Origin of the sequence: Arthrobacter sp. 92 (assembly GCF_050260325.1) — a bacterium.
GTDB lineage: Bacteria > Actinomycetota > Actinomycetes > Actinomycetales > Micrococcaceae > Arthrobacter.
Genome location: NZ_CP189863.1, coordinates 3220563 through 3233077, shown reverse-complemented (window position 1 = coordinate 3233077; position 12515 = coordinate 3220563). Strand labels below are relative to the sequence as shown.

11 protein-coding genes are annotated in these 12515 nt (G+C 64.1%); 10 read left to right on the top strand and 1 reads right to left on the bottom strand.

Going from position 1 to position 12515, the window contains the following annotated elements; translation table 11 throughout:
- Positions 1 to 25 precede the first annotated feature (25 nt).
- Positions 26 to 943 (bottom strand): LysR family transcriptional regulator, encoded by a 918-nt coding sequence (locus tag ACP4XC_RS14970; RefSeq protein WP_427171002.1) that lies wholly within the window; start codon positions 941 to 943, stop codon positions 26 to 28.
- 274 nt (positions 944 to 1217) lie between these two features.
- On the opposite strand from ACP4XC_RS14970, the gene ACP4XC_RS14965 reads away from it, so the two are divergent.
- From ACP4XC_RS14965 to ACP4XC_RS14920, 10 genes are all read left to right on the top strand, one after another.
- Entirely contained in the window at positions 1218 to 2582 is a 1365-nt protein-coding gene (locus tag ACP4XC_RS14965; protein ID WP_427171000.1) for an NAD(P)/FAD-dependent oxidoreductase, read from the top strand.
- A complete protein-coding gene (locus ACP4XC_RS14960; RefSeq protein WP_427170998.1) occupies positions 2579 to 3310 on the top strand; it encodes a DUF1365 domain-containing protein in 732 nt (243 codons plus the stop codon). The genes ACP4XC_RS14965 and ACP4XC_RS14960 overlap by 4 nt, the downstream gene beginning before the upstream one ends.
- Entirely contained in the window at positions 3307 to 4704 is a 1398-nt protein-coding gene (locus ACP4XC_RS14955) for a class I SAM-dependent methyltransferase (protein ID WP_427170996.1), read from the top strand. The genes ACP4XC_RS14960 and ACP4XC_RS14955 overlap by 4 nt, the downstream gene beginning before the upstream one ends.
- A 440-nt stretch (positions 4705 to 5144) precedes the next feature.
- Positions 5145 to 5390, top strand: coding sequence for a glutaredoxin-like protein NrdH (gene nrdH, locus ACP4XC_RS14950; protein WP_427175123.1), 246 nt, complete (start codon positions 5145 to 5147; stop codon positions 5388 to 5390).
- A gap of 52 nt (positions 5391 to 5442) precedes the next feature.
- Positions 5443 to 5916, top strand: a complete 474-nt coding sequence (nrdI, locus tag ACP4XC_RS14945; RefSeq protein WP_427170994.1) for a class Ib ribonucleoside-diphosphate reductase assembly flavoprotein NrdI — start codon at positions 5443 to 5445, stop codon at positions 5914 to 5916.
- Positions 5917 to 5942: 26 nt separating this feature from the next.
- Positions 5943 to 8063 (top strand): class 1b ribonucleoside-diphosphate reductase subunit alpha, encoded by a 2121-nt coding sequence (gene nrdE, locus ACP4XC_RS14940; RefSeq protein WP_427175122.1) that lies wholly within the window; start codon positions 5943 to 5945, stop codon positions 8061 to 8063.
- Between the two features lie 89 nt (positions 8064 to 8152).
- Positions 8153 to 9127, top strand: coding sequence for a class 1b ribonucleoside-diphosphate reductase subunit beta (gene nrdF / locus ACP4XC_RS14935; protein WP_377984912.1), 975 nt, complete (start codon positions 8153 to 8155; stop codon positions 9125 to 9127).
- A 224-nt stretch (positions 9128 to 9351) separates the two neighbouring features.
- Complete coding sequence (locus tag ACP4XC_RS14930; RefSeq protein WP_427170991.1) at positions 9352 to 10236, top strand: AAA family ATPase; 885 nt, start codon at positions 9352 to 9354, stop codon at positions 10234 to 10236.
- 3 nt (positions 10237 to 10239) lie between these two features.
- Positions 10240 to 11352 carry a vWA domain-containing protein gene (locus tag ACP4XC_RS14925; protein WP_427170989.1) on the top strand — a complete coding sequence of 371 codons (1113 nt, stop codon included), beginning with the start codon at positions 10240 to 10242 and terminating at the stop codon, positions 11350 to 11352.
- Positions 11345 to 12511, top strand: coding sequence for an XdhC family protein (locus tag ACP4XC_RS14920; protein ID WP_427170986.1), 1167 nt, complete (start codon positions 11345 to 11347; stop codon positions 12509 to 12511). Before ACP4XC_RS14925 ends, ACP4XC_RS14920 begins: the two co-directional genes overlap by 8 nt.
- The last annotated feature ends 4 nt before the right edge of the window (positions 12512 to 12515 follow it).

The window sequence follows — 12515 nt, the reverse complement described above, 5'->3', positions numbered from 1 at the left end:
CCGGGTTGGAGATGGCCGTCAGAGGTCAGCCCCGATGAGCCGCCAACTTGTGCATGGTGTCGGCGAGTAGTTCCACGAAAAGCTGGACCCGGGCTGTTTGCTTCTCATTGATCAGCAGGGCGAAGACGTTCCGCGCAAGCCTGATCTCGGGAACATCCAGCACCACCACGCCGTCGGGACGGTGCAGCAGGGCGAGCTCGGGAACCAGCGCGGCGCCCAGACCGGCGGCGGCCATCTCCAGGCTGGCGTGGAAGTCATCGCTGTAGGCCACCACGCGCGGATGCAGATTGCAGCTGGCAAAGAGGCGTTCGATCACGGTGGCGTCGCTGGTGCCGGGGTGGTGGACAATCCACGGCATGTCCGAAAGGTGGTCCGCTGCCACTTTGGATTCGGTGCCGATGCCCCAGGCCGCCGGCAGCACCACACGGAAGTTGTCATCCCCGATCCACTGGCGGTTTACCGTGTGCGGCCAGGCGAGGCCCGACTGGCCCACCTGGTACACCAAGGCCACGTCCAGTTCCCCGCCGGTCCGCAATCCCTGGATGGTCTGGGACGGTTCGGCCACGGACACCCGGAGGTCGATGCCCAGATTCTTCCACGCCGGGTTTCGCAGGATACGGGGCAGCACGTAGGTGGCGAGGCTGGGGAAAATGCCCAGCCTCAGCTCCTGGCTGGTGGTGTCGTGGGTCCGTGAGGCCGCTGCCATAAGAGCTTCGATGTCCGTCAGGACTTTGGACGCGTGGCGGACCATCACCAGCGCGGCCTCCGTGGGCTGGACGCTGCGCGCTGAGCGCTGGAACAGGGAAACGCCCGTGTCCCGTTCCAAAGCCGACATCTGCTGCGAAACAGCGGACGCCGTGTAGCCGAGGCGGGTTGCGGCCGCCGCGAAGGAACCCAGGCGGGTCACCTCAATGAGGGTCCGCAGATGAACGGGGTTAATCAATGGTTGTCCTTCGCCTGGTGCCACGCCGCCGGTGCCCCTGACGCCGGGGCGGAAATCCCGTTTCATTCTGGCACACCGCCCACTCCGGCGCCGCCGCCCCTTGCATGGTCCCCGCGACGTGCGGAACGTCGGCGGGGGGAACGGCAGGTCAACGCAGGAGAATCCTGGAAACCGGCCGCCGGAAAAATCGGACACATCCGCCGGCTACGTGGCTACGAATTGCCCATAAGACGATGTACAGCACAATTCAGGCCAAACCAACAGGAGCAGATCAGTGTCGAAAGCAACTATTCCCGACGGTCGGCGGATAGCCGTCATTGGCAGCGGCGTGGCAGGGCTGACCGCCGCCTATGTGCTCAACCAGAAGGACAATGTCACCTTGTTCGAGGCAGATTCACGCCTCGGCGGCCACGCCCACACGCACGACGTTGCGCAGGCGGACGGGACTGTCCTGGCGGTGGACACCGGATTCATCGTCCACAACCAGCGCACCTATCCCACGCTGCTGCGGCTCTTTGCCGAACTTGGCGTGGAGACACAGGACTCGGAGATGAGCATGTCCATCCGCTGTGACGGCTGCGGGCTTGAATACGCCGGGGCGCGCGCGAAGGGCCGCGGCATCATTCCCCGGCCCTCCACGCTGCTGCGCGGACGCTACCTGCTGATGCTCCTTGAGGTGACCCGCTTCTACCGCCGCGCCCGTGCCCTTCTTGCCGAGACCGGGACGGCCCATACCGAAATGACCCTGGGGGACTTCCTGGCCCGGGAGAAGTTCAGCACCTACTTCAACTCGCACTTCATGACCCCCATCGTCAGCGCGGTCTGGTCCTGCGACCCCACCACGGCGCTTGCCTACCCGGCCCGCTATCTCTTCACCTTCCTGGGCCACCACGGACTGCTCGGGGTCTCCGGCTCACCCCAGTGGCGTACCGTCACCGGCGGCTCGCGCAGCTACGTGGACAAACTCGCCGCCACCCTACCGGATATCCGCCTTTCCACGCCGGTCACCGGCGTACGCCGGCACGCATGCGGCGTGGAACTGATCGTTGAGGGCGGGAAGGAGAACTTCGACGCCGTGGTGATCGCCACCCACCCGGAGCAGGCTCTGCGTATGCTCTCCGATGCCTCGGCCACCGAGAAGGAGGCGCTGGGCAGCATGCCGTACTCGGTGAACCACACCGTTTTCCACCGGGACGAGGCGGTGTTGCCCTCCAGCGACAACGCCAAGGCCTCCTGGAACTACCGCCTTCCTTCCTGCAATGCCCGGCCGGACAAAGTCCTGGTCAGCTATGACATGACCCGTCTTCAGCGTCTCGCGCCTGCGGATGGCCGGCGCTACATTGTCAGCCTGGGTGAATCCGAGCGTATCGCCGAGGACACCGTGCTGGAGCGGATGGTCTACGAGCACCCGCAGTACACCCCGGAATCCCTTAAGGCGCAGCAGCGGATCCGCCAACTGGGCGATAACACCATGGCTTTCGCCGGCGCCTATCACGGGTGGGGCTTCCACGAGGACGGCGCCCTTTCCGGCGTCCGGGCCGCGGCCCGGCTGGGCCGTGAATGGGACCAGCGCCAGGCCGCCACGGGCGGGGAAGCCACGCACCCGGACCTCCACGTACTCTCCCTGGAGGGCGCATGAGCACAACAGCGGCGATCTACCGCACTTCCATAGCGCATGTGCGCCGGACTCCGCTGCATAACGCCTTCACGTACCGCAGCTACAGCTGGTATGTCGACGTCGACCGACTCCCGGCAGTGCCCCGCCTGCTTAAGCCGCTCGCCGGCTTTCATGCCTCGGATCATCTCGGCGACCCTGCCGGCACCATCCGCGGCAACCTCGAGCGTTTCCTGCAAACGCAGGGGATACCGCTCGACGGCGGCCGTATCACCATGCTGGCCAGCGCCCGCGTGCTGGGCCACGTCTTCAATCCACTGAGCCTGTTCTGGTGCCACGACGGTACGGGGGAGTTGCGCTGCGTTGTCGCCGAGGTACACAACACCTACGGGGAGCGGCACTGCTACGTCCTGGAGACCGACGACGCCGGCAGGGCCAGCGTGCCCAAAGCGTTCTACGTTTCTCCGTTCAACGACGTCGAGGGCCAGTATCGGATGAAACTTCCCGAACCGGGAGAACGGCTCGCTGTTTCGATCGTGTTGGAACGCGCCGGGCACAAACCGTTCATAGCCACCGTGGACGGCGAACGCCGCGAGGCCACCGCGCGGAACATCCTCGCGGCGGCGCTCGCCGTGCCGTTGGCGCCCCTGCGCGTATCCACGCAGATCCGCTGGCAGGGCATCAAGCTTTGGGCACGTCGGCTGCCCGTCATCAAGAGACCACACCATCCCTCACAGGAGGCAGTTCAGTGACAATGACCGAAGCGACCGGACCCGCTGCAGGCCAGCCTGCGAACCACGCCGCCACCAAGGCCAGGACCGGTACCACCCCCCACGGCAGGGTTCCGTACAGCGTTCCCCGGCCGCCCCAGGCGATCGACCCCGCGATCTGGCCCAGCATCGCCAGCGTGCCCTCAAGCTTCAAAGCGCGTGTTGCCGGCCGGGCAGCTGACGCCATTTTCAAGGCAGCCATTCGCAGACTTCCCCTGGAAGTCCGCTACCCGGACGGCACGGTCCTGGGCAAGGGCGCCCCCAGCCAGCCGCCAGCCGGCCCACCGTACCCCGTGATGACCATGAACCGTCCCGAGGCCTTCGCAGCCAGGCTCGGCGACGGCGGACTCATCGGCCTGGGCGAGTCATACATGGCCGGAGACTGGGATGCGGACGACCTCACGGCAGTGATGGAAGTCTTCGCAGCCCGGGTGGGAACCCTTGTGCCGGAGCCGTTGCAGAAGCTGCGCGCCCTTTACCTGCCGCGCCAGCCGCGCAGGGAACGCAACACCGAGCAGAACACCCGCTCCAACATCTCCCGGCACTACGACCTCTCTAATGACCTCTTTGCCTCGTTCCTGGACAGCACCATGACGTATTCCAGCGCGCTGTTCCCGGAAGCCGGGGAAGCCCTCAACCACGTCGACTGGGACGGTTTTGCCGACGCCCAGCAGGCGAAGATCGACCGGTTGCTGGACAAGGCCGGCGTGAAGAAGGGCACGCGTGTCCTGGAAATCGGCACCGGCTGGGGCGAACTCGCGCTGCGTGCGGCCGCCCGCGGGGCCACCGTCTACTCGGTGACGCTCTCCAGCGAACAGCAGGAGCTGGCCCGCCAGCGCGTGGCGGAGGCCGGCTACGCGGATGCCGTCACCATCGAACTCAAGGACTACCGTGCCGTCGAGGGGGAGTACGACGCCGTCGTGTCGGTGGAAATGATCGAGGCTGTGGGCTACGAATACTGGGCCACGTACTTCCAAACGATCGAGCGTGTCCTGGCGCCGGGAGGCAGGGTGGCCATCCAAGCCATCACCATTGCGCACGACAGGCTGCTGGCCACGCGCACCAGCTACACCTGGGTGCACAAGTACATCTTCCCCGGAGGCGTCATTCCGTCCGTGCGGGCCATCGAGGAGATCACCGAAAAGCAGACGGGGCTCCGCGTGCGGGAACGCTTCGCGATGGGCGAGCACTACGCGCAGACCCTCCGGCTCTGGGAAGAGCGCTTCATGGGCCGCGGGGAGGAGGTCAGGCGCCTCGGCTTCGACGAGATATTCCAGCGGATGTGGCAGTTCTACCTCTGCTACTCCAGGGCGGGTTTCGCCACGGGCTACCTCGACGTCCAGCAGATGGTACTGACGAAGGGATCGGCAGGGTAGTTTCGTTCGTCACACAGAGGGCCCTGATGCCACGTCGGGGCCCTTTTTGTGTGCCTCGGGACACGTCCGACACACCCTGGCGACACGCCGCCCACACGGCGACACGCTGGTTGATTAATTGTGGCTAACTAGTCCACAGGGTGTGGATTTCGTCCGCCAAAACGGCAGAAATACGGACATTTTGACCCCCTTCCCCTGTGGATTAACAGTGCATTAAATGACATACTTGTAATACATCATCTTGGGGTTCCACCGAGGTACTTGCACTACATGTAGTATCGACATACAGATTGACCGGGGCATCTGAGTTAGACACCAACATGCATATCCCAGCTGCTCCGGCGGCCGGGCGGCGAGGCCAGTATTCGGACATGGATTCCAGTTCGGGGCGGGTTCGCGGAAGAAGAAGAGCAATGACTTCAACAAAGGGGACAGGGACCATGACCGTAACGGTTTACACAAAGCCGGCCTGCGTTCAGTGCAACGCGACGTACCGCGCGCTGGACAAGAAGGGCATCACCTACCAGAGCGTGGACATCTCGCAGGACGCGGATGCACTCGAACGCCTGAAGGCCCTTGGCTACCTGCAGGCTCCCGTTGTGGTCACCGACCAGGACCACTGGTCGGGATTCCGTCCGGACAAGATCGAGGAGCTGGCGCTGGTCGCCGCTTCCTCCGTGGCGTAGCAACATCCTGCTCGCCACCCTCACAAGACACAACCCAGGCGAGGTGACTCCGGTGGCAACACTGGCAGTGGCCGAAGCTCCTCGCGGAGCCCAGGCCGAAAACACCACCCACAGCAATCTCATCTACTTTTCCTCGACATCCGAGAACACCCGGCGCTTCGTTGAAAAACTTGGCCGGGATGCGGCCCGGATACCACTGCATCAGCGTGACGCTGAACTGCTTGCCACCGAACCCTTCGTCCTGGTGGTTCCCACCTACGGGGGAACCGGGGGCGAAGGGTCGGTGCCCAAACAGGTCATCCGGTTCCTCAACAACCCGCAGAACAGGAAGCTGATCCGCGGCGTGATCGGTGCAGGAAACACTAATTTCGGGGACAACTACTGCATGGCTGGCGACATCATCGCCTTCAAATGCCAGATACCGCACCTCTACCGTTTTGAACTCATGGGGACGCCTGAAGACGTCCACCTGGTAAACCAAGGATTGGACAAGTTTTGGACACGACTGTCGCAGATACAGAAGTAACCATGCCTGCAGGCCAGAAGCCCGAGATGCCGGCCGCTTACAAGGGCCTGGGCTATCACGAGCTCAACGCCATGCTCAACCTCTACGGCCCGAACGGCGAGATCCAGTTCGAGGCCGACCGAGAGGCCGCGCACCAGTACTTCCTGCAGCACGTGAACAACAACACCGTGTTTTTCCACGACCTCGAGGAAAAGCTCGACTACCTCGTCAAGAACGAGTACTACGAGCGCGAAACCCTCGACCAGTACACGATGAACTTCATCCGCGAACTCTACAACCGCGCGTACAAAAAGAAGTTCCGCTTCGAGACCTTCCTCGGCGCCTTCAAGTTCTACACCTCCTACACGCTGAAGACGTTCGACGGCAAGCGTTTCCTGGAGCGCTACGAGGACCGCGTCTGCATGGTGGCCCTGCACCTGGCCCGCGGCGACGAGAAGCTCGCCACCCAGATGGTGGACGAGATCATTGAAGGCCGCTTCCAGCCGGCCACGCCCACGTTCCTGAACGCCGGCAAGAAGCAGCGCGGCGAGCTGGTCTCCTGCTTCCTGCTCCGCATCGAAGACAACATGGAGTCGATCGGCCGGTCCATCAACTCCGCGCTGCAGCTGTCCAAGCGCGGCGGCGGAGTGGCCTTCGCTCTGACCAACATCCGTGAGGTCGGCGCGCCGATCAAGCAGATCGAGAACCAGTCCTCCGGCGTCATCCCCGTGATGAAGCTCCTTGAGGACAGCTTCTCCTACGCCAACCAGCTCGGTGCCCGCCAGGGTGCCGGCGCGGTGTACCTGCACGCGCACCACCCGGACATCTACCGGTTCCTGGACACCAAGCGGGAGAACGCGGACGAGAAGATCCGCATCAAGACCCTCTCACTCGGCGTCGTCATCCCGGACATCACCTTCGAACTGGCCAAGCGTGACGAGGACATGTACCTTTTCTCCCCGTACGACGTCGAACGCGTCTACGGCATGCCGTTCTCCGACGTCTCGGTCACCGAGAAGTACTACGAGATGGTGGACGATGCCCGGATCAAGAAGACCAAGATCAAGGCGCGCGAGTTCTTCCAGACCCTCGCCGAGATCCAGTTCGAATCCGGCTACCCGTACATCATGTTCGAGGACACCGTGAACCGGGCCAACCCGATCGACGGCAAGATCATCATGTCCAACCTGTGCTCCGAGATCCTCCAGGTCTCCCAGCCCACCACGTACCACGATGACCTGTCCTACGACCAGACCGGCAAGGACATCTCCTGCAACCTGGGCTCGCTGAACATCGCGAAGACCATGGATTCGCCGGACTTCGGCCTGACCATTGAGACGGCCATCCGGTCGCTCTCGGCCGTCTCGGACATGTCCAATATCACCTCGGTGCCCTCGATTGCCCGCGGTAACGACCAGAGCCACGCGATCGGCCTCGGCCAGATGAACCTGCACGGCTACCTGGCACGCGAGCGGGTGCACTACGGCTCCGAAGAGGGCCTGGACTTCACCAACATCTACTTCTACTCGGTGGTGTACCACGCCGTCCGCGCCTCCAACCTGCTGGCCATCCAGACCGGCCAGACGTTCGGCGGCTTCGAGAAGTCCAAGTACGCCAGCGGCGAGTTCTTCGACAAGTACACGGAGCAGGAGTGGGTGCCGCAGACCGAGAAGGTCGCGGAGCTGTTCAAGAACATCCACATCCCCACCCAGGATGACTGGCGCGCGCTGAAGGCCTCCGTCATGGAGCACGGCATCTACAACCAGAACCTGCAGGCCGTTCCGCCGACAGGCTCGATCTCCTACATCAACAACTCCACCTCGTCGATCCACCCGGTGGCGTCCAAGATCGAAATCCGCAAAGAAGGCAAGCTGGGCCGCGTGTACTACCCGGCGCCGTACCTGACGAACGACAACCTGGAGTACTACCAGGACGCGTACGAGATCGGCTACGAGAAGGTCATCGACACCTACGCCGCCGCCACGCAGCACGTTGACCAGGGCCTGTCCCTGACACTGTTCTTCAAGGACACCGCCACCACGCGCGATATCAACAAGGCCCAGATCTACGCCTGGAAGAAGGGCATCAAGACCATCTACTACATCCGTCTCCGCCAGCTCGCGCTGGAAGGGACCGAGGTGGACGGCTGCGTCAGCTGCATGCTGTAGCTTCAACTAAATCGTGACAGTACGACGGCGGGCGCCCGCCCGCCGTCGTACGCTTTAACTAAGAACCAACCCAACATTTAGGGGATGACATGACCGAAAAGGTCAAGCTGCTTAGCCACGTCGAGGCCATCAACTGGAACCGCATCCAGGACGACAAGGACGTGGATGTCTGGAACCGCCTGGTCAACAACTTCTGGCTGCCGGAGAAGATCCCGCTGTCCAACGACGTCCAGTCTTGGGCCACGCTGACCCCCGACGAGCAGCAGCTCACCATGCGCGTGTTCACCGGCCTGACCCTGCTGGACACCATCCAGGGCACCGTTGGCGCCGTCTCGCTGATTCCGGACGCGATCACCCCGCACGAAGAGGCGGTGTACACGAACATCGCCTTCATGGAATCCGTGCACGCGAAGAGCTACTCCTCGATCTTCTCCACGCTGGCCTCCACCAAGGAGATCGACGAAGCGTTCCGCTGGTCCACCGAGAACGTGAACCTGCAGAAGAAGGCCCAGATCGTCATGGACTACTACCAAGGCGACGACCCCCTGAAGCGCAAGGTTGCCTCCACACTGCTGGAGAGCTTCCTGTTCTACTCGGGCTTCTACCTGCCGATGTACTGGTCCTCACGGGCCAAGCTGACGAACACGGCCGACCTGATCCGCCTGATTATCCGCGACGAGGCCGTCCACGGCTACTACATCGGCTACAAGTTCCAGAAGGGCCTGGAGAAGGTTTCCGAGGAGCGCCGGCAGGAAATCAAGGACTACACCTTTGAGCTGCTCTTCGAGCTGTACGAAAACGAAGTGCAGTACACGCACGACCTCTACGACTCCGTGGGCCTGGCCGAGGACGTCAAGAAGTTCCTGCACTACAACGCCAACAAGGCCCTCATGAACCTGGGCTACGAGGCCATGTTCCCGGCCTCCGTCACAGACGTGAACCCGGCGATCCTGTCCGCCCTGTCGCCGAACGCCGATGAGAACCACGACTTCTTCTCCGGGTCGGGTTCCTCTTATGTCATTGGCAAGGCTGTCAATACCGAGGATGACGACTGGGACTTCTAGTGTGATGTAGATGGACAGGCTATTTGGTCCTTTGGACAACCTATTTAGTTGTGAGATTCGAAGCTAGTTGAGCTCTTTCTGAAAAAGTTGGACCAATTCAGGTGGACTTGATGTTTCTTTCTCACGGGGCGGTGGCGAACGTCGGCAGCGCCCAATAACCCCGGCCTCCAGTATCGACCGCGCTACCGCGAGGTCTCCCGGATCGATGATCTTATGCTGGTGTCATGACGCAGACGTCGATCACTTCCCCCGCAGTGCTGGCCGAAAGGCTGGCCGCCACCGGCTACCTCGCCGACGAGGGCCTGGCCACTACCTGTTACCTCGCCCTGAGAATGGAACGGCCGCTACTGCTGGAGGGGGAACCCGGCACCGGCAAGACTTCTCTGGCCGAGGCACTCGCCCATGTCTTCGGCCTTCCGCTGATCCGTTTGCAGTGCTATGAGGGAATCGACGCCTCACAGGCACTGTACGACTGGGACTTCACGGCCCAAATCCTCCATCTGCGCAGCGTGGAGGCTGGCGGCGGTGCGGGAATAAGCGTGGCTCAGCTGGAACACTCGCTGTACGACAAACGGTTTCTGCTGGCCCGGCCCATTCTCAAGGCGCTGCAGCAAAGCCCGGCGGTGCTGCTGATCGACGAAATCGACCGGGCCGACGACGAGTTCGAAGCGTTCCTGCTTGAAGTGCTCTCCACCTACCAGGTCTCCATCCCCGAATTCGGCACGGTCAAGGCAGACGTCGCGCCGATTGTGGTCCTCACCTCCAACCGGACCCGCGACCTGCACGATGCGCTCAAACGCCGGTGCCTCTACCACTGGATCGACCACCCGGGGCTTGCCCGCGAGGTGGAAATTCTGCGCACCCGGCTGCCCGAGGTGCCCCCGCTGCTGGCCGAGCAGGTGGTTCGCGTGGTCCAGCAGATCCGGGCCACCCAAGACGTGCTCAAGCCTCCTGGCGTGGCCGAAACCCTGGACTGGGCCCGCGCGCTGCACCAGCTCGGCCGGCCAGAGCTGGACCTGGCCTCGGCCGCGGCCAGTATCGGCGCGCTTTGCAAGTACCGCGAAGACACAGAGCGCGTCTCGGCGGCGCTGTCCAGGATGCTCGGCTGAGCCATGCCGGCAGGACAACGCACAGATCACAGCGCCGAGGAGATCCTGTTGGCCTTTGCCGCTGCGGTGCGCGCAGCCGGAGTCAAAGTAACCGCTGACCGGGCGCGCAGCTTCGTCGACGCCGTCGGCAGGCTCGCCCTCGGCCGCCGGTCGGACGTCTTCTGGGCCGGCCGGGCCACCCTGTGCGCCGCTCCGGATGACGTGCCCGCCTATGAACGGACCTTTGAAGCCTGGTTCACAGTGGAGCATTCGGCAGCCCAGCGCCAGGAAGCCTCCTCAACCTCCGTCAGCGCCGCCGCCTTGGACAACGACGACGGCGGTCCGGAGAGCGGCCTGGACCAGCTTCGGGCACTCGCGAGCCGCCGGGAGCGGCTGCGGCACCGCGATGTAGCCATCCTCGACGACGCCGAACGGGCCTTGCTGCACCGAATGTTCGAGGAGCTTCCGGTGCGCTTGCCCGCCCGTCAGACCCGGCGCAGACGCCTGGACCGGCACGGCGACGTCGACCGGGTGCGGACTTTGCGCGACCAGCTGCGCCGCGGCGGTGAACCTGGGCCGCTGCGCCGCGCCCGGGCGCCGCGCAAACCCCGCAGGCTGGTCTGGCTGATCGATGTTTCGGGCTCGATGGCGCCCTACGCAGACAGCCTCCTGCGCTTGGCCCACCGGGTGGTGCAGGCCGCCCCGCACCATGTGGAGGTGTTTACGCTGGGCACGAAACTGACCCGGGTGACCGGCGCCCTGCGGGTCCCGGACGCCGACCACGCCCTGGCACTCGCCGGGCGCGCCATCCCCGACTGGTCCGGTGGAACCCGGTTGGGAGAAGTGCTGCGCGCATTCAACGATCGCTGGGGCCAGCGCGCAACGGTACGCGGCGCCGTCGTCGTGATAGCCAGCGACGGCTGGGAGCGTGGGGACCCGGCGTTGCTGGGCCGCCAGGCCGATCGGCTGCACCATCTGGCCCGGCGGATCATTTGGTCCAACCCGCACCGCGGCAAGATGGGCTACCAGCCCCTTCAACGGGGAATCATGGCGGTGCTGCCGCACGTTGACTATTTTATAGGAGGACACTCCATGCAGAGCTTCGAGGAATTGCTAGAGGTGATTGCCGATGCGTGAGGTTTTGGACGATCTGGTCGAAGCCATAGTGTCCGGCCACACTGTGGGGCTCGGTACGGTAGTGCGCACCTTCCGGTCCGCACCGCGGCCGGCCGGGGCCGCCATGATGGTCGACGCCGACGGCAGCGCCGTCGGCTCGGTGTCCGGCGGCTGCGTCGAAGGCGCGCTCTACGAACTGGCCACGAAGGTGGTCCAGTCCGGCCGGCCGGTGCTCCAGCGCTACGGCATCAGTGACGACGCCGCGTTCGAGGTCGGCCTGACCTGCGGGGGGATCCTCGACATCTTTGTTGAGCCGGTCTCCACCAAGATCTTCCCGGAATTGCCGCAGGTGGCCGACGACGTCGCTGCAGGCCGGCCGGTGTCGGTGGTCACCGTGATCGAACACCCCGATCCGGCATGGCTGGGCCGCCACCTGGTCATCCGCCCGGATGGGTTCGTCGGCTCCCTGGGCAGCGAGCGTGCAGACCAGGCGGTGTGTGACGATGTCCAAGGCCTGCTGGCAGCCGGCCGCAACGCCACCCTCATGTATGGACCGGACGGCCAGCGCCGCGGCGAGGGGATGCGCGTGTTTGTCCTCAGTTTCGCCCCGCAGCCGCGGATGCTGGTGTTCGGCGCGATTGACTTTGCCGCCGCCGTCGCCAAGCAGGGCAGCTTCCTCGGCTACCGCGTGACCGTGTGTGACGCACGAGCGGTTTTCGCAACGGCCGCCCGGTTCCCGCAGGCGGACGAGGTAGTGGTGGAATGGCCGCACCGCTACTTGCAGGCGCAGATCAGTGCCGGCCAAGTGGATGAGCGCACCGTGATCTGCGTGCTCACGCATGATCCGAAATTCGACGTGCCGCTGCTGGAGTTGGCGCTGCGCCAGGACGTAGCCTATGTGGGGGCGATGGGGTCCCGCCGCACGCACCACGACCGCATGGAACGGCTGCGCGAAGCGGGCCTGACCGATGCCGAATTGGCAAAGCTCTCGAGCCCGATCGGCCTGGACCTCGGGTCCCGTACGCCTGAGGAAACAGCCGTCTCCATCGCCGCCGAAATCATCGCGCTGCATTGGGGCGGCGGCGGCGGACGATTGAGCACCATGGAAGCACGGATCCACCACGGGCCCCTGGCCGAAGCGGACCAAGAAGATGCGGGGTACGAACTCAAGTCGACCTAAGGCG